At 62.4% G+C, this 16,686-nt stretch carries 15 protein-coding genes; 8 read left to right on the top strand and 7 right to left on the bottom strand.

Features of this window, described 5'->3' with window-relative positions:
- The first annotated feature begins 22 nt into the window (after nt 1–22).
- The 4 genes from AB1286_RS28635 (at nt 23) to AB1286_RS28620 (ending at nt 6,559) form a co-directional block, all read left to right on the top strand.
- On the top strand, nt 23–1,243 hold the full coding sequence (locus tag AB1286_RS28635) for an efflux RND transporter periplasmic adaptor subunit (protein WP_430366572.1): 1,221 nt from the start codon (nt 23–25) through the stop codon (nt 1,241–1,243).
- 22 nt (nt 1,244–1,265) lie between these two features.
- Complete coding sequence (locus AB1286_RS28630) at nt 1,266–4,460, top strand: efflux RND transporter permease subunit (RefSeq protein WP_430366571.1); 3,195 nt, start codon at nt 1,266–1,268, stop codon at nt 4,458–4,460.
- A gap of 19 nt (nt 4,461–4,479) precedes the next feature.
- Nucleotides 4,480–5,991 carry an efflux transporter outer membrane subunit gene (locus AB1286_RS28625; protein WP_430366570.1) on the top strand — a complete coding sequence of 504 codons (1,512 nt, stop codon included), beginning with the start codon at nt 4,480–4,482 and terminating at the stop codon, nt 5,989–5,991.
- Nucleotides 5,992–6,148: 157 nt separating this feature from the next.
- Nucleotides 6,149–6,559, top strand: coding sequence for a DUF2384 domain-containing protein (locus tag AB1286_RS28620; RefSeq protein WP_430366569.1), 411 nt, complete (start codon nt 6,149–6,151; stop codon nt 6,557–6,559).
- A 47-nt stretch (nt 6,560–6,606) separates the two neighbouring features.
- On the opposite strand, the gene AB1286_RS28615 is transcribed toward AB1286_RS28620, so the two are convergent.
- The 5 genes from AB1286_RS28615 to AB1286_RS28595 all read right to left on the bottom strand — a co-directional run bounded on the left by AB1286_RS28615 (nt 6,607) and on the right by AB1286_RS28595 (nt 10,830).
- The gene (locus AB1286_RS28615) at nt 6,607–7,521 is read right to left on the bottom strand and encodes a LysR family transcriptional regulator (protein ID WP_430366568.1); all 915 of its coding nucleotides are present in this window, start codon (nt 7,519–7,521) and stop codon (nt 6,607–6,609) included.
- Nucleotides 7,518–8,318 carry a BPSS1780 family membrane protein gene (locus AB1286_RS28610; protein WP_430366567.1) on the bottom strand — a complete coding sequence of 267 codons (801 nt, stop codon included), beginning with the start codon at nt 8,316–8,318 and terminating at the stop codon, nt 7,518–7,520. Before AB1286_RS28610 ends, AB1286_RS28615 begins: the two co-directional genes overlap by 4 nt.
- Before the next feature lie 106 nt (nt 8,319–8,424).
- Complete coding sequence (locus tag AB1286_RS28605; protein ID WP_430366566.1) at nt 8,425–9,549, bottom strand: DUF1700 domain-containing protein; 1,125 nt, start codon at nt 9,547–9,549, stop codon at nt 8,425–8,427.
- Entirely contained in the window at nt 9,546–9,887 is a 342-nt protein-coding gene (locus AB1286_RS28600) for a PadR family transcriptional regulator (RefSeq protein WP_430366565.1), read from the bottom strand. Before AB1286_RS28600 ends, AB1286_RS28605 begins: the two co-directional genes overlap by 4 nt.
- Nucleotides 9,888–10,053: 166 nt before the next feature.
- Nucleotides 10,054–10,830 carry an AraC family transcriptional regulator gene (locus tag AB1286_RS28595; protein WP_430366564.1) on the bottom strand — a complete coding sequence of 259 codons (777 nt, stop codon included), beginning with the start codon at nt 10,828–10,830 and terminating at the stop codon, nt 10,054–10,056.
- 159 nt (nt 10,831–10,989) lie between these two features.
- Between AB1286_RS28595 and AB1286_RS28590 the strand changes: the two genes are divergently transcribed.
- Entirely contained in the window at nt 10,990–11,919 is a 930-nt protein-coding gene (locus AB1286_RS28590; protein ID WP_430366563.1) for a DMT family transporter, read from the top strand.
- A 12-nt stretch (nt 11,920–11,931) separates the two neighbouring features.
- Here AB1286_RS28590 and AB1286_RS28585 read toward each other — a convergent pair whose 3' ends face one another.
- Nucleotides 11,932–12,792, bottom strand: a complete 861-nt coding sequence (locus AB1286_RS28585) for an endo alpha-1,4 polygalactosaminidase (RefSeq protein WP_430366562.1) — start codon at nt 12,790–12,792, stop codon at nt 11,932–11,934.
- Nucleotides 12,793–13,066: 274 nt separating this feature from the next.
- On the opposite strand from AB1286_RS28585, the gene corA reads away from it, so the two are divergent.
- Nucleotides 13,067–14,044, top strand: coding sequence for a magnesium/cobalt transporter CorA (corA, locus tag AB1286_RS28580; protein WP_430366561.1), 978 nt, complete (start codon nt 13,067–13,069; stop codon nt 14,042–14,044).
- A gap of 247 nt (nt 14,045–14,291) precedes the next feature.
- Complete coding sequence (locus AB1286_RS28575; RefSeq protein ID WP_430366560.1) at nt 14,292–14,708, top strand: hypothetical protein; 417 nt, start codon at nt 14,292–14,294, stop codon at nt 14,706–14,708.
- A gap of 37 nt (nt 14,709–14,745) precedes the next feature.
- On the opposite strand, the gene AB1286_RS28570 is transcribed toward AB1286_RS28575, so the two are convergent.
- The gene (locus AB1286_RS28570; protein WP_430366559.1) at nt 14,746–15,720 is read right to left on the bottom strand and encodes an AraC family transcriptional regulator; all 975 of its coding nucleotides are present in this window, start codon (nt 15,718–15,720) and stop codon (nt 14,746–14,748) included.
- 94 nt (nt 15,721–15,814) lie between these two features.
- Here AB1286_RS28570 and AB1286_RS28565 point away from each other — a divergent pair, with 94 nt between their 5' ends.
- Complete coding sequence (locus tag AB1286_RS28565; RefSeq protein ID WP_430366558.1) at nt 15,815–16,657, top strand: oxidoreductase; 843 nt, start codon at nt 15,815–15,817, stop codon at nt 16,655–16,657.
- The last annotated feature ends 29 nt before the right edge of the window (nt 16,658–16,686 follow it).

The following is a 16,686-nucleotide window of genomic DNA, read 5'->3' as shown; positions in this document are numbered from 1 at the left end:
ATCACACCCCGGAGCCTCGACAATGTCCAAGAAACCTCTTCCTCGTAAACGCATCGCCTACGCGGTCCTTGCCGTCGCAGCGGTTGCCGGCATCGGCGCGGTGAGCGCGATTCGCGTGAATGCGAGCGCGCCGGCGCAAGCGGCGCCGATGGAACCGGAGGTCGATGTCGCCAATGTGCTCAACCGGACCGTCACCGATTGGCAGACGTACTCGGGCCGGCTCGAGGCCGTCGATAAGGTGGACGTGCGTCCGCAGGTCTCCGGCACGATCGTCGCGGTCGACTTCAAGGACGGCGCGCTCGTCAAGAAGGGGCAGACGCTGTTCGTCATCGATCCGCGTCCGTACGCGGCCGAAGTCGATCGCGCGAAAGCCCAGCTCGCCTCCGCGCAGGCGCGCAACGGCTACGCGCAAACCGATTGGCAACGCGCGCAGCGCTTGATGACGGACAACGCAATCGCCAAGCGCGACTACGACGAAAAGCAAAACTCCGCGTTGCAGGCCGCTGCCGACGTAAAGGCGGCCCAGGCCGCGCTCGAAACGGCGCAGATCAACTTGGGCTATACGACGATCGTCGCGCCGGTCGCGGGGCGCGTCTCGCGCGCCGAGATCACGGTGGGCAACGTCGTGTCGGCCGGGGCGAGCGCCGCGCCGTTGACGACGCTCGTCTCGGTCTCGCCGATCTACGCGTCGTTCGACGTCGATGAGCAGACGTACCTCAAGTACATCGGCCGCGCGCGCAACGGCGCGAACGTGCCCGTCGATCTCGGCCTCGCCGACGAAACCGGCTACTCGCGCAAAGGCACGATCGCCTCGGTCGACAACCGGCTCGATACGTCGTCGGGCACGATCCGCGTGCGCGCACGCTTCGACAACGGCGACGGCACGCTCGTGCCGGGCTTGTACGCACGCGTGAAGGTGGGCGGCGGCGAGCCGCACAGCGCGCTGTTGATCGACGAAGCCGCGATCGGTACCGATCAAGACAAAAAGTTCGTGCTCGTCGTCGACCAACAAGGGCACGTGGCCTACCGCGAAGTGAAGCTCGGCGCCGAGCACGGCAATTTGCGCGTCATCACGGCGGGTCTCGCCGAAACCGACCGCATCGTCGTGAACGGTATCCAGCGCGTGCGTCCGGGCTCGACGGTACGGGCGCACATGGTGCCGATGACCGATGACCCGGCAGGCGGCAACAACGGTAACGCCAGTGCCGATGCAGGTCAGGCGGGCGAAGCGAAGAATTCCTGAGATACGTGACTCAGATAGCCATATGAACATATCCAAATTTTTTATCGACCGACCTATTTTCGCGGGGGTGCTCTCGGTCTTGATCCTGCTGGCCGGCGTGATCGCGCTGTTCCAGTTGCCGATCTCCGAGTACCCCGAAGTCGTGCCGCCGTCGGTCGTCGTGCACGCGCAGTATCCGGGCGCGAACCCGAAGGTGATCGCGGAGACCGTGGCCTCGCCGCTCGAAGAGCAGATCAACGGCGTCGAGAACATGCTCTATATGCAGGCTCAGGCGAACAGCGACGGCAACATGACGCTGACCGTCACGTTCAAGCTCGGCACCGATCCGGACAAGGCGCAGCAACTCGTGCAGAACCGCGTCTCGCAAGCGATGCCGCGTCTGCCCGACGACGTCCAGCGCTTGGGCGTGACGACGATCAAGAGCTCGCCCACGCTGACGATGGTCGTGCACTTGATCTCGCCGGACAACCGCTACGACATGACGTATCTGCGCAACTATGCGCTGCTCAACGTCAAGGATCGTCTGGAGCGGATCTCGGGCGTCGGCGAAGTGCAGTTGTGGGGTTCGGGCGATTACGCGATGCGTGTTTGGCTCGATCCGAACAAGCTTGCGCAACGTAACTTGGCGGCAACCGACGTCGTGAACGCCATTCGCGAGCAAAACGTGCAAGTGGCGGCCGGCGTGATCGGTGGCTCGCCGTCGCTGCCGGGCGTGCCGCTGCAACTGTCGGTCAACGCGCGCGGTCGTTTGCAGACGACCGAGCAGTTCGGTGCGATCGTCGTCAAGACCGCGCCCGACGGCGCCGTGACGTATCTGCGCGACATCGCGCGTGTCGAACTCGCCGCGTCGGAATACGGCCTGCGTTCGTTGCTGGACAATAAGCCGGCCGTGGCGCTCGCGATCAACCAGCAACCGGGTGCGAACTCGCTCGCGATTTCGGATCAGGTTCGCCGGGACATGGCCGATTTGAAGAAGGATTTCCCGGCCGGCGTCGATTACAGCATCGTCTATGACCCGACGCAGTTCGTGCGCTCGAGTATCGAGGCCGTGATCCATACGCTGCTGGAAGCGATCGCGCTCGTCGTGGTCGTGGTGATCGTGTTCTTGCAGACGTGGCGTGCTTCGATCATTCCGCTCGTCGCGGTGCCCGTGTCGATCGTCGGGACGTTCTCGCTGTTGCTGGCGTTCGGCTTTTCGATCAACGCGCTCTCGCTCTTCGGGATGGTGCTGGCGATCGGGATCGTCGTCGACGATGCGATCGTCGTCGTGGAAAACGTCGAGCGCAACATCTCGGCCGGGTTGACCGCGAGAGCGGCCACTTACCGAGCGATGCGCGAGGTGAGCGGACCGATTATCGCGATCGCGCTGACGCTCGTCGCCGTGTTCGTGCCGCTTGCGTTCATGAGCGGGCTGACGGGCCAGTTCTATAAGCAGTTCGCGATGACGATCGCGATCTCGACGGTGATCTCGGCGTTCAACTCGCTGACGCTTTCGCCGGCGCTTTGCGCGATCTTGCTGCGCGGGCACGACGCCCCGAAAGATTGGCTCACGCGTGCGATGGATCGTGTATTCGGCGGCTTCTTCCATCAGTTCAACAAGGTTTTCAAGCGCGGCTCGCAGTCGTACGGTCGCGGCGTGACGAGCGTGCTCGGCCGCAAATCGCTGATGCTCATCGTCTATGCAGTGCTGCTCGGAGCGACGCTGCTCGTGACGCACATCGTGCCGGGCGGGTTCGTGCCGGCGCAGGACAAGGAGTACCTGATCGCGTTTGCCCAGCTGCCGAACGGCGCGACGCTCGATCGCAGCGAGCAAGTGATTCGCGATATGGGCGAGATCGCGATGAAGCAACCGGGCGTCGAGCACGCGGTGGCGTTCCCCGGCTTGTCGGTGAACGGCTTCACGAACAGCTCGAGCGCGGGCATCGTGTTCGTCACGCTCAAGCCGTTCAAGGACCGCGGTTCGAAGGCGCTGTCGGCCGGTGCGATCGCCGGGGCGCTCAATCAGCAATACGGGAGCATCAAGGGCGCGTTCGTCGCGGTGTTCCCGCCGCCGCCGGTGCTGGGTCTCGGGACGCTGGGCGGCTTCAAGCTGCAACTCGAGGATCGCGGCGCGCTCGGCTACGCGCAACTCGACGGGGCGACGCAGGCGTTCATCAAGCGTGCGCAACAGGCGCCCGAGCTCGGCCCGCTGTTCACGAGCTATCAGATCAACGTGCCGCAGCTCAACGTCGATCTCGATCGCGTGAAGGCGAAGCAGCTCGGCGTGTCGGTCACGGACGTCTTCAACACGATGCAGATCTACCTCGGCTCGCTGTACGTGAACGACTTCAACCGCTTCGGACGCGTCTATCAAGTGCGCGTGCAGGCGGACGCGCCGTTCCGCGCACATCCGGACGACATCTTGCAGTTGAAGACGCGCAATGCGTCGGGCGATATGGTGCCGTTGTCCTCGCTCGTGACGGTGTCGCCGACGTTCGGCCCTGAAATGGTGGTCCGCTACAACGGTTATACGGCGGCCGACATCAACGGCGGGCCGGCCCCCGGTTACTCGTCGGGTCAGGCGCAGGCGGCGATCGAGCGTATCGCGAAGGAAGCGTTGCCGCGCGGGGTGAAGTTCGAGTGGACCGACTTGACCTATCAGCAAGTGCTGGCCGGCAACTCGGCGATCTGGGTGTTCCCGATCAGCGTGCTGCTCGTGTTCCTCGTGCTCGCCGCGCTGTACGAGAGCTTGACGCTGCCGCTCGCCGTCATCTTGATCGTGCCGATGAGCGTGCTGTCCGCGCTGACCGGTGTGTGGCTGCTGCACAGCGACAACAACATCTTCACGCAGATCGGCTTGATGGTGCTGGTGGGCTTGGCGTCGAAGAACGCGATTCTGATCGTCGAATTCGCCCGCGAACTCGAGCATGACGGACGTACGCCCGTTGCCGCGGCGATCGAAGCGAGCCGGCTGCGGCTGCGCCCGATCTTGATGACGTCGATCGCGTTCATCATGGGCGTGGTGCCGCTGGTGTTGTCGACGGGCGCGGGCTCGGAAATGCGCCATGCGATGGGTATCGCGGTGTTCTTCGGGATGCTGGGCGTGACGCTGTTCGGCCTCATGCTGACGCCGGTGTTCTATGTGGTGCTGCGTACGCTGGCCGGCGGCAAGATCCATGTGGCGGGCAAGGACTCGCATAAGGAATCGGACCTCGAGCCCGAGTTGACGGATGCTTGAGGCCAGGAGAAACATGAAGATGAAACGGTTTGATTCGGTTGCCGGCGCCTCGCGCCTTGCACAGCGAGCGTTGGCCGGCGGGTTGTTGATGACGCTGGTTGCCGCGTGCTCCATGGGGCCGACCTACAAGCGGCCCGATGTCGATACGCCTGCCGCGTTCAAGGAAGCGCCGCTTCCGGCCTCGGAAGCGGGGACCTGGAAGAGCGCGCAGCCTTCGGAAGTCTTGGAGCGCGGCCAATGGTGGACGGTCTTCGGCGATGAGACGTTGAACAAGCTCGAAGACCAAGCGCTCGCGGAAAACCAAAGCCTGAAGGCGGCTGCGGCGCGCGTGCGCGAGTCGCGTGCTTCGCTCAATGCCGCACGCTCGGCTTGGTTCCCGGAACTCGACGCGGGCTTCGGCCCGACGCGCGAGCGGGTGTCGCCCGCTTCACAATCGCTGCCGCAAAACGCGTACGTGCCGCCGATGACGCTCTGGCGCGCCCAGGCGACGGCCTCTTACGAGGCGCCGCTGTTCGGCCGTGTCAGCGATAACGTCGCGGCCACACGTGCGGATTCGCAGCAGCAAGAAGCGTTGTTCCGTTCCGTACAGCTCGCGCTGCAAGGGGACGTGGCGTCGAACTACTTCTCGCTGCGCGAACTCGATACGGAGCAGGATCTGTATCGCAAGACGGTGGCATCGCGCGAAGAGGGGCTCAAGCTCGTCAAGCATCGTTACGATGCGGGCGAAGTCAGCGAGCTCGATCTTCAGCAAGCTACCAATTCGCTCGCGACCGCGCGCTCGGAAGCCGCCGGCGTCGAGCGCCAGCGTGCCGCGGCCGAGCATGCGCTGGCGGTGCTGCTCGGCAAGCCGCCCGCCGAGTTCTCCTTCCCGCAGCAGCCGCTCGAGCCCGTGCTCGCACGCGTACCGGCGGGCTTGCCCTCCGGGTTGCTCGAACGCCGTCCGGACATCTCGGCGGCGGAGCGTGCGATGGCGGCGGCCAATGCGCGCGTGGGCTTGGCGAAGTCGGCGTTTTTCCCGCAACTGAACGTGACGGGGGCCTTCGGCTACGAGTCGTCGGGTTTGAGCCAGTTGTTCCAATGGTCGAGCCGGACGTTCTTGCTCGGGCCGTTCGCCGGGACGGCGCTTACGCTGCCGATCTTCGACGGCGGCCGGCGCAAGGCCGAACTCGCGCAGGCGCGCGCGCAGTACGACGAACAGGTGGCGAACTATCGCTCGCAGGTTCTGACCGCGTTCCGCGAGGTTGAGGATAGTTTGTCGGACCTTCGATTGCTCGACGATCAGATTCGCGCCCAAAACGATGCCGTGAATGCGGCCGCGCGGGCACAGCATCTGTCTGAAGCGCAATACCGCGAAGGCGAGGTGAACTACCTCGACGTACTCGACAGCCAACGCACGACGCTGCAAGCGCAACGTCAGGCGAGCCAGTTGGCGGGATCGCAGGCCGTGGCGACGGTCAACCTAATCCGCGCGCTTGGCGGCGGCTGGGGTGACATGAAGGCGGCCGATGCGCAGCAGGTGGCGAAGCAATGATGCGGTGATTGAGTGAAGCAGTGCGCCGCCGCATCGGGCATGAGGCTTGATGGGGCGGCGCGTTTCGAATCGACAGGGCGGCAGGCGCCGTGGTTCAGCGCTCGATCGCTGCCGTGTTCGTGCACCGCGTGTGCATGAAGGATGCGAGGTACAAGAGATGAACTCGACGGTCGTAGTGGAGGATATCGCGCAAGGCGAGAGCTTCGAACAATTCATGAGTTCGCTGCGGGATCCCGCGTTCGCGGCGCCGATCGTATCGGCGCGGCGTTTTTCGGAGGCGCTGCATATCGACATGCAGACATTGGCGCGGCAGGCGGGCGTGCACCGCAATACGCTGAGCCGGACGCCGGCCTCGGAGAGCGTGCAGCGTTTCTTGCGCGAGGCGCTGCGCGTCATTCGTGCGGCTACCGATATTCAAGGCTGCGTGAAGCAAGCGCTCTTTTGGTATCGCAATGAGCCGTTGTCGGAATTCGAGTACAAGACGGCGGAACAGCTCGTCTCGAGCGGGCGCACGGACGATGTATTGAAGTACATCGTCTCGAACGAGATGCAGGCGAATCTGCAATAGGTGAGCCCGATGCGCGCCGTGTCGCGCATCCGAACGAGGCAAGGCGGCTAGTCCGCCTCGCTTTGCGCCACGTACGCCCGCATTCGTTCCTGTAGAAAATCGCGCAAGCGGCTAAGCGCCGGCGTGAGTGCTAGCCGGTGCGTGCTGACGAGGTTGACGGGCGCACGCTCGCCGAGCCAGTCGTCGAGCGCCGTCTCGAGGCGTCCCGCCCGTAAATCCGCCAGCACATCGAGGCGCGATTTGTAGGCGAGCCCTTGTCCCGCCACCGCCCAGCGGCGTACGAGTTCGCCGTCGTCGCTGATCCGGTTTCCCGTCACTTTGATCACCCGTTCGTCGCCGTTCTTTTCGAACGTCCAACGATCGTGCATCGCTTCGCTGAGCGCCAGGCGCAGGCAGTTGTGTCCAAACAGCTCCTCGAGCGAAGCCGGCTTGCCGTGGCGCGCGAAATAGGCGGGCGACGCGCACAAGACGCGCCGATTGTCGGGCGCGAGCGGCGCGGCGACGAGCGTCGAATCGTCGGGCACACCGTAACGAACGGCGGCATCGACGGGTTGCCGGAACATATCCACGCGCATATCGCCGATTCGCACGTTCAGCGCGAGCGCGGGATGTTGCACCATGAATACATCGAGCCAATCCGTCAAGACGTTGCGCCCGAGGTCGGACGGGATCGATATTGTCAGCGTCCCGTGTAGCGCCTCCCTTTCTTGCATGAGTGCATCATGTCCGGCGCGCAACTCGGCGAGTGCGTTGCGGGCGAATTCGACATAGCGCGCGCCGTCGGAGGTCAGTCGCAGGCTGCGCGTGGAGCGCGCGAACAGGCGTACGCCGAGTTCGGCCTCGAGGCGCTTGATGGCGGCGCTCGCCACGGCGGGGGCGATGTTGAGCAAGCGGGCGGCGGCCGACATATTGCCGTTGTCGGCCGCGAGTACGAACACCGTCAGATCGTCGAATCGAATCATTGCTTAAGGGTCGAGGCAGGCGCCGCGAACAGATCGCGGTAGCCGCCATAGATGGTCAGCAGCATCGGCGCAAGCAGTACGAGCGACGAGGCGAGCAGCGGCACTTGATGGGCCAGCAACACCGCATCGGCCACGGCCACGACGTAGATGAGCGTGGTGCGCCAGTTGCGAATGGTACCGTGCAAACTGGCCGCCATTGCGTCGAGCGGCGCGCTATCGCGCAATACGACGAGCGCGGGTGCGAACCAAGCGGCCGCGAGCGCGACGGTAAAGATCGGCAGCGCGACGAGCGTGGCTATCGTGCCGCGCAAGCCGGGGCCGCCGTAGCTGATCGAGAGGTGATGCGCGCCGCTCGTGACGAACGACTTCAGCACCGATGCGTCGACGACGATGGCCGAGAGCACATACCCGATCACGATCAGTGCCGCGCTGGATAGTCCGATCGCGAGCAGGGCGTAATAGTGATGCGCGACCGCGGCAACGATGTCGCCTACCCGTGCGGGCCGGCCGATCCGCACGCGCTCTTGCGCGATCATGAGACCGCCCACGACAAGCGGAGCGATCAGCACGATCATGGGGCGAAGCAGCGGCAGATGCTTGCAGGCGACGGCGAATGCGGCGCAGGCGAGGAACGTGCCGAGCCAAAGCAGCGGCTGGGCTCGAACCGCGCGCCAGCCCGTTTCGAGCCAATCGAGGATGAACATGGCATCGAGTTGCAGTCCGTCGAGACGTGCGGGTACCGGCGCGGGCCGCCGCTGGGCGGTTTTGGAGACATCGGCGAGATAGTGCAGGCTCATGGCGATTCCTTTCTTTCGATGTAACGTCAGTGAAATTGTATAGGACTACTAACTAGTTAAGGGCCAGCCATAATGTGGCGATGGCTGGTCCCGCATGAAGCGGGTATTACGATGTTTGTCCTTGTTCCTCGAGTCGAGCGGAGAGGGCGGCGATCTGGCGATGCACGTAGCGGGACAACGCGAGCCAGGTCAAGCGCGTCAACCAGATGCAGGCGATGAGTCCGAGTACGCCGCCGACGAGCATCGCCAGCGCGGTGGCGAACGAGATGGCGCCGAGCGACCAGCCGAGCGGCGCCACGATATGGATTCGGTCGTGGGCGTCGTTGACGGTGAGGCCCTTGTTCGCGTCGATGACGACCGATTCTTTCCCGCTGCGTACGGCGAGCCGGCCCATTTCACCGTGATCGCCTTGCTGGAACTGGACATGATCGGCACCTTCGTCGTCGCTGACGTCCCAGACCAGTGCCGAATCTTTATCGCCCTCGTGGGCGACCGATACCGTTTTGCCGTCGCTGTCCTTGATCGTCATCGCGGTTACATCGTGCGTTGCGATACGGTAAGTACCGTCGCCGATCTCGGTCAGCAGCGTTTCCGCACCTTTGCCGACGGCGACGATCTTCGTCTTTCCGTCCTCCTTCTTCAGCGTGACGACGCCATGATGCGTGACGATCGATGCTTCGCTGCCGTCGTCGAGCTTAAGGACGAAGTGTTGACCGTCGAGTTTGACGTTATCGACGTTCGGCACTTGATCGGAGGCTTCGTCATCGCCGGAGGCCGCGTGCGACGCGTTCGCGCTGATGTGCAAGGAGGGCTTATCCGATGCGGGCCAGCCGAACAGTTGATGGCTGCCGATGCCGACTACGGCGACGAGGCCGCCGAGCGCGAATGCGACCGACACCATATAGCCCGCCGTCAGCAGCAGCAGGTAAAGCATGAACGGTACGAGCAGAATGAGATTCAGCAACCCTAGCCCGGCGATCGACGCGACGACGCGAGCGAGATTGCCGAACGAGCGGCGCGCCTGCCATTGCCGGTAGGTCGCCTGGGCTTTGATCTCGCGTGCCAGTTTGTCCGGATCGCCGAGCGCGGCGATGACTTCCTCTTCATTGCGGCCGGCGGCGATCGCATCGCCGATATATTCCCGGTAGTCGGCGACGATTTCCTCGACTTCCTGTTTGGGCAGGTTGGCCAGGCCTTGCCGCAACCGCTGGATAAATGCGTCCTGCTTCATTGACCTTCCCTCTCGTCTTGTTTCATGCCGGGCCAGCCGAGCACACTGTTCACTTCGTCGACAAAATCGCGCCATTCCACTTCCATCTCTTGCAGGCTGCGCCGGCCCAGGTCCGTCAACGTGTAGTACTTGCGCGGCGGTCCGGACGTGGATTCGACGAGGTAGGTCGATACCCATGCTTCGGCTTGCAGCCGGCGCATCAGCGGATAAATCGTGCCTTCGCTGATCTCCATCGTTTTCGACAGGGTGGAGACGAGCTCGTAGGCGTAGCTGTCGCCGCGCGCAAGAACGGCCAGGACGCACATATCGAGCGTGCCTTTTTTCAGTTGGGTCTTCATGTGCCGCGGGGTCGAACGAATCGGCCGTGCTCTGTGCTATGCATCGCAAGGTACTTGGTTTGACATGGTTCGAACTGTAGCAGGCAGTATTGTTTTATGCAAGGTACTGGGTGAAGCAGAGGAGCGTCCAACCTGCCTTCGTCCGGCGGCCCCGGTTTCATGCGGTTCACCGATAGAACGCGGACGGGGCGATGCCGAAATGGCGCTTGAACATTGCGGCGAACGCGCTTTGGCTCGTGTAGCCATGATCGAGCGCGACGGCGACGATCTTTTCACCGTGCGCGAGACGTTCGAGCGCTAGGAAAAGACGTGCGTGCCGTCGCCACCGCCCGAGCGTCATTCCGGTTTCGCGCTGAAACGCGCGATGCAACGAGCGTTCCGCCATCGATAGCGTTCGTGCCCAAGCGGCGATTTCATGCGGCGCATCGGGCGCGTCGAGGATCGCCTCGCATAGCGAGCGCAAACGCGCATCGGTAGGCCAGGGAAGATAGAGCGGGAGGCGCTGCGTCACCGTGAGTTCGGCCAGCAACAGACGCATGAGCAAGTCGTCGCGGCTTGCGGGCGCGTAATCGAGCGGGATGCGCACGGCATCCAGAATCAATTCCCTTAAGAGCGGCGGCACTTCCACCACGCAATTGCCGCGAGGCAGATCGCGCGCGGCGCCGGGTTCGACGAACACGGTGCGCATGCGTACGTTGCCGCTCATCCGAACGGTGTGCTCGAGCCCCGCATCGAGCCAGACCGCGCGCGTGGGCGGTACGACCCATCGGCCCGCCTGCGCCTCGATCAACATCACGCCCTCCACTGCATAGAGCAACTGCGCACGCCGGTGGCTGTGCGTGGCGACGAACGCGCCATGCGGATAGTCGGCCGCAAGGGCTGCGACCGGCATCGGCGTGTCTTCGAAGGGGAGGTGCACGTCCGGCGCGGGGAGATGCTTCATCGAGCTGTCCGACGGCAGGCGGTTTTGGTTTTGGCTTCGGCTTTGGTTGGCAGTTTTGCGACAAGCGTTGCCATTCTAGCGTGAGACAGACCTTGTCTGTGGCCCGCATCCTCGTGGCTCATCGAATCATCCACCCAGGGATGTACTTTTGGAGGCCCCATGCCCTTGACTGCTCCGCGTCGCGCGTTCCATGCGCTTTTTCCCATCGTCGCCATCGCATTGTGGTCCGGCAACGTCGTGGTGTCGCGGTTGTCCGCGCACACGATTCATCCGTACGCCATTACGTTTTGGCGCCTCGTGCTGGCCGTTGTATTGATGAGCGTCTTCGTGCCCGCGGCGGCTTGGCGCAACCGGGCCGCCATCGTGCCGCAATTGCCGAAGCTTGCATTTCTTGGCTTGCTGGCGATGGCGCTGTTTCAGTGCTTATCGTACGAGGCGGCGAAAACGACGACAGCCGCCAATATGGCGATCATGACGGCGCTCGTGCCGCTCTTGACGATGTTGCTCGCGGTGGCGCTGCTCGGCGAGACCCCGACGGCGGGCATGGTGGCCGGCGGGCTGCTCTCGTTCGCGGGGCTGCTGTGGCTCATCACAGCGGGACATCCTGCGACCTTACTCGCCGGAGGCGTTCACGCAGGCGACTTGTTGATGCTGTGCGCGAGCAGCGCCTATGCGCTCTACGGCGTGTTGCTCAAGCGCTGGCATGTTGGCTTGCCGTCTTGGCAGTCCACCTATTTCCAAGCGATCGCCGCGCTCGTCTTCATGCTGCTTCCGCTTTCGCGTCTTCCGCTCGCCGAGGTCTTGCCCACGCGCGCAAGCTTGCCGCTCATCGGCTACGCCGGCTCCCTCGCATCGGTCGTGCTTCCGTTTTTCTGGATGCAGGGGGTCAAGCACCTCGGGCCGAGCCGTTGCAGCCTCTACATGAACTTGCTGCCCGTCTTCACGGCGGCGCTCGCTGTCGGCGTGCTCGGCGAGCACTTGCATGCGCACCATCTGATCGGCGGTGGCGTGGCGCTTGCCGGCGTGCTGCTCGCGCAGATATGGCGCGCGCCGCTTATATTGCAGCGCGCGCCGCGCGATGTTGCCTAAACGGAAGGCCGTCTACGAAGCGTCGCAGCTAAACCGATAGCTGTCGTCGAGTTTTTTCGCGAGCACGAGCGTGCGCAGGTTCGCCGCATGGGCCGCCGCGCAAAGTGCGCTCTGCTCGCTCGCCGTGTGGTACTTCTGGGCGTACTCCGCGTTCAGGACCGGCTTGTTGTCCGAGGTGAACGCGCCGTAATTACATTCGTTCTGTTCATGACATTCCTCGTTGATGGCGAAGTCGAACAGCGGCTCGAGCTGATCGAGTTGATCCATGTCGTTCTTGAGCGCAACCGCGAGATTGCGGCTATGCGCCTCGTTCGCGAGGAACGTGTTGTAGTCGATTTGATCTTGCGCGCTCAAAGGGAAGCCGGGATCGTTCGTATAGCCGTCGACATTGTCGGGCTCGACGCCGTCGCAGCCCTTCGATACCGCGAGATCGAGACGTTGCTTCATGATCGAGCGGACATTGTCGGAGCGGATGTCGAGCCAATTTTCCCCGACCCATTCCGGATCGAGTGGATTGCCCATATCGCTGGCCTTGAACTCGCTGAAGTCGGGCCGCCAGTTTTCGGAGCTGCCTGCCGAGAAGTAACAGACTACCTTGCGTCCCGCGTTTTGCAGCGACTTGATCGTCGCCGTATCGGTGTTGAATAAATCGATGTCGTAGATCTTCACGTCATACGACGTGTTGATCTTGCCCTGAAGTTGCCACTGCCACGTATCGGATGCGACGGGCGTCCAACGCGTTGCAGCGGCCTGTTGCCGAGCGGCGACCGCTTGTGCGGATGCGGGATTGGACGAGCCGTCGCCGCAGGCTTGCAGAAGCGCCGCGCATAGCGCCATCGCCGCGGCACCATAAAGGGTACGTGGAGTTTTCATCGGGGAGCTTCTCCTTTTTATTCCGGCGGTGCGCCCACAGCTTTTCTCGATGACGCACGCTTTCGGTTTGCCGGCCGCGCTATCGTACAGGGCACTGCGGTGACGCGCATCGAAAAACTTACTCATCGTTCTTTCGCTCCGAGGTCGTTTTTCGCGCGAAATGGCGCATGTTCGTCGGCTTCGATAAGGGCGTCGGCTAATATGCTCGTTTGCCCCGGCGCCCCGGTCCGGCCAAACCCTTGATTCCCCCGCGCTCGCTCGAAGGTATCGAAGCATGTTGATCAACTGCGCTGCTTACCAGGACGGCAAGAAGCTCGCCGACATCGAAATTCACGAAATCAGCGATTACGTCGCCAAACCCGACTGTTTCGTTTGGGTCGCGCTCAAGGATCCCGAGCCCGGCGAACTGGAAACGATGAAGGAGGAGTTCGGGTTGCACGAGCTTGCCGTCGAGGACGTTCGCCATGGGCATCAGCACCCGAAAATCGAGGAGTACGGCGAATCGCTGTTCGCGGTGTTGCATACGATCGAGATGGACGACGACAACGAATTGCTGATCGGCGAAGTCGATGTGTTCGTCGGTCCCAACTACGTCTTGTCGGTGCGTAATAGAACGGTCCACGGCTTCCAAGACGTGCGCGCGCGATGCGAGCGGCAGCCCGATTTGCTTAGGGCAGGCGCGGGCTTTGTGCTGTATGCGCTCATCGACGGCGTCGTCGATCGCTATTTCCCGATCCTGCAAGCACTCGGAGCGAAGCTCGAGGAAATCGAAGACCGTATCTTCGAGAAACATAACTTGGCGGCATCGCGCGCCATTATCGAAGACCTGTATTCGCTCAAGCGCAGACTCGTTTCGCTACAGCACCATATCGCGCCGTTGCTCGAGAGCGTCGGCAAGTTGACGGGCGGGCGCATTCCGCAAGTGTGCGTAGGCATGAGTGCGTATTTCCGCGACGTATACGACCACCTCGAACGGATCGTACGGACGATCGAAGGCCGCCGCGAAATGATCGTGACGGCGATTCAGGTGAATCTCGGCATGATCTCGCTCGCCGAAAACGAGGTGACGAAGCGCCTTGGTGCGTTTGCCGCGCTGTTTGCCGTGCCGACGATGATCGCGGGCATCTACGGAATGAATTTCCAAAGCATTCCCGAGCTGCATTACGCCTATGGGTATCCGGTTTGCCTCGCGGCGATGCTCGCGATCGACGTGATTCTTTGGTGGCGGTTCAAGGCGGCGGGGTGGCTGTGAAGCACTCGTATGCGCTCGCCCCCGCGAACGATGAGCTTTCCTTCGAAAGGCGCGAGCGCGTCGTGACTCTCAATAGCTAGTACGTTGGCCAGTCGGCGCTAGATTTTCACTGATCGTGGCCAGTAAAAACTTGTGACGACCCATCCCCGTCTTGTACAACGGATAAGAGAATCTTTTCGAACCTCGGCCACGATAGCGTTGTGTTCGATGCCGGGTTCTCGGTCCAATAGATAGAGGGGATGTTTAAATGACTCAGTATAAATTCCAGCTTCAGTATTCCCCGCCGCCGGAAGACGCGATCGTCGAGCCGAATTATTATCGGATCAAAACTGCGGGTCAGAATTATGTATCGCGGGATGGCGATCGTTTTATGGTCGGCGTGAACGGGATGATTCCTCGCATAGACTTCGTGTTGGATACGCAAGCTAAGACGCTGACTGCCGATTTTCGCCAAATCGGGCTGGACGAAGACAATTATTTAGTGCTAAGCAACTCCTCGCAACTCGTCGCGTGGCAGGTGAAAAATCAACAAATTTCGCTATATTTCAGCTCGGGATACCTGGAGTATAGTTGTTGGGTGGTTTCTGACTATCTTCAAGCTTCCGGAATTGGAACGTCGTGGTTCGATGTGATCGGCGACAAGATACCGGACACGCCGGATTAAACGCACACGCATATCTGCCCTGGCGATACGCGCGAGGTCAATGCGACGAGACAAAGGCCGAATCGGCGAACGCCTCCGGAATCGCAAAGCTGTCTCTCATACGCTTGGCCTCGGCCGCCGGCGTCAGGCCGAATAGACGCTTGAACTCTCTACTGAATTGCGAAGGGCTCGTATAACCCACGGCCTGGCTCGCCGCCTCCGCGGTTAGGTCCTGGCGCACCATCAACAAGCGGGCTTGGTGCAAACGCGTCGCCTTCACGTACTGCATCGGCGACACCCGCGTGATCGCCTTGAAATGGCTATGGAAACTCGGCACGCTCATCCCCGCTTCTTGCGCAAGTTGCGCGACATCGAGCGATCCGGCATAGCCGGCATGGATCAGCCGCAGCGATTTGCCTATCCTCCCGAATTGTCCGCGCATCGATAGAGCCTCTCGCATCGCGCCGCCTTGCGGGCCGGTAAGCACGCGGAAATACAACTCGCGCAATAGACTCGGCCCCAGTACCGCCGCCTCTAAAGGCGCCTTCATCGCTTCCAAGAAGCGCAACACGGACCCCTGCATCGTCTCGTCGATCGGCGTCGACATCATGCTTTGGGGCGCTTGCGCGGATATCGTTGCGCCTTCGGCGTCGATTTGCGCCGCCAGTTCGGCCGCCGTCGAAAAGTCGAGGTGCAGATACAGGGCGAGCAGGGGGCGCTCGGCCGTCGCATCGGTTTCCATACTGAACGGGACGGGTACGGAGACAGCCAAGTAGTGATGCTCGTCGTAGAGATAGAGTCGATCGCCGAAGTAGCCGCGTTTGCATCCTTGGCAAACGATCACGATGCCGGGGTCGTATAACACCGGGGTGCGCGATAGCGCCCGGTTCGAGCGGAGGATGCGGACGCTCGGCAACGGCGTCAGGTTGTAGCCTTCTTCGGGAGCCAACTCGCGCAATAGCGCGACGATCCGTCTTTTGGGGCCGCGCGGGGAGCCAAGGGGGCGATCCGTCGTCGTGCGCTTCGTACTCATAGGTTTATGCAAGAAAAGCAGGGGAATGTGGCTTATTTGACCTCGCCGATGAGACTAGTATGCACGCTCCTATCGATATTCCGGAGCAACTTCGATGTCATCGAGTAAAACTTTGCTGATCACCGGCGTCAGCAGCGGCTTCGGCCGAGCGCTTGCCAACGAGGCGCTGGCGGCGGGGCATAAGGTCGTCGGGACCGTTAGAAGCGCACAGGCGAAAGACGCATTCGAGTCGCTCTCTGCACACGCCGCGTTCGCACGCGTGCTAGATGTGACCGACTTCGATGCCATCGACGGCATCGTCGCGGGCATCGAAGCGGACGTGGGGCCGATCGACGTGTTGGTCAACAACGCGGGGTACGGCCACGAGGGCATCATGGAGGAATCGCCGCTCTCGGAAATGCGCCGGCAGTTCGACGTCAACGTGTTCGGCGCGGTCGCGATGATGAAAGCCGTTCTTCCGTTCATGCGGGAACGCCGCAGCGGCCGAATCTTGAACATGACGTCGATGGGCGGCCACATCACGATGCCGGGAATCGCCTATTACTGCGGGAGTAAGTTCGCGCTGGAAGGGATTTCGGAAAGCCTCGGCAAAGAAGTGAAACCGTTCGGCATTGCCGTCACCGCCGTGGCGCCGGGTTCGTTTCGCACCGATTGGGCAGGGCGGTCAATGATGAGGACGCCGCGAGCGATCGCGGACTACGATGAAATCTTCGATCCGATTCGCAAGGCGCGCGAGGAAAAGAGCGGCAAGCAATTGGGCGATCCGCAAAAAGCGGCGCGTGCGATGCTTGCCGTCATCGATTGCGAGCGTCCTCCCGCGCATTTATTGCTGGGCAGCGACGCGCTTGGACTGGTACGCGACAAGTTATCGGCGCTCTCCGACGAGATCCGCACGTGGGAGGCCGTTACCTTGTCGACCGATGGCGGCCTCGCCTAACTCAATACAATCGGCATCGGCAGGCGCGG

Origin of the sequence: Trinickia sp. NRRL B-1857, from assembly GCF_050470685.1 — a bacterium.
GTDB lineage: Bacteria > Pseudomonadota > Gammaproteobacteria > Burkholderiales > Burkholderiaceae > Trinickia.
This window is presented reverse-complemented; position numbering and strand designations above follow the sequence as displayed.

Coding starts and splice junctions, on each gene's coding strand:
- AB1286_RS28635 (WP_430366572.1), top strand. CDS start 23: ATGTCCAAGAAACCTCTTCCTCGTAAACGCATCGCCTACGCGGTCCTT.
- AB1286_RS28630 (WP_430366571.1), top strand. CDS start 1,266: ATGAACATATCCAAATTTTTTATCGACCGACCTATTTTCGCGGGGGTG.
- AB1286_RS28625 (WP_430366570.1), top strand. CDS start 4,480: ATGAAACGGTTTGATTCGGTTGCCGGCGCCTCGCGCCTTGCACAGCGA.
- AB1286_RS28620 (WP_430366569.1), top strand. CDS start 6,149: ATGAACTCGACGGTCGTAGTGGAGGATATCGCGCAAGGCGAGAGCTTC.
- AB1286_RS28615 (WP_430366568.1), bottom strand. CDS start 7,521: ATGATTCGATTCGACGATCTGACGGTGTTCGTACTCGCGGCCGACAAC.
- AB1286_RS28610 (WP_430366567.1), bottom strand. CDS start 8,318: ATGAGCCTGCACTATCTCGCCGATGTCTCCAAAACCGCCCAGCGGCGG.
- AB1286_RS28605 (WP_430366566.1), bottom strand. CDS start 9,549: ATGAAGCAGGACGCATTTATCCAGCGGTTGCGGCAAGGCCTGGCCAAC.
- AB1286_RS28600 (WP_430366565.1), bottom strand. CDS start 9,887: ATGAAGACCCAACTGAAAAAAGGCACGCTCGATATGTGCGTCCTGGCC.
- AB1286_RS28595 (WP_430366564.1), bottom strand. CDS start 10,830: ATGAAGCATCTCCCCGCGCCGGACGTGCACCTCCCCTTCGAAGACACG.
- AB1286_RS28590 (WP_430366563.1), top strand. CDS start 10,990: ATGCCCTTGACTGCTCCGCGTCGCGCGTTCCATGCGCTTTTTCCCATC.
- AB1286_RS28585 (WP_430366562.1), bottom strand. CDS start 12,792: ATGAAAACTCCACGTACCCTTTATGGTGCCGCGGCGATGGCGCTATGC.
- corA (WP_430366561.1), top strand. CDS start 13,067: ATGTTGATCAACTGCGCTGCTTACCAGGACGGCAAGAAGCTCGCCGAC.
- AB1286_RS28575 (WP_430366560.1), top strand. CDS start 14,292: ATGACTCAGTATAAATTCCAGCTTCAGTATTCCCCGCCGCCGGAAGAC.
- AB1286_RS28570 (WP_430366559.1), bottom strand. CDS start 15,720: ATGAGTACGAAGCGCACGACGACGGATCGCCCCCTTGGCTCCCCGCGC.
- AB1286_RS28565 (WP_430366558.1), top strand. CDS start 15,815: ATGTCATCGAGTAAAACTTTGCTGATCACCGGCGTCAGCAGCGGCTTC.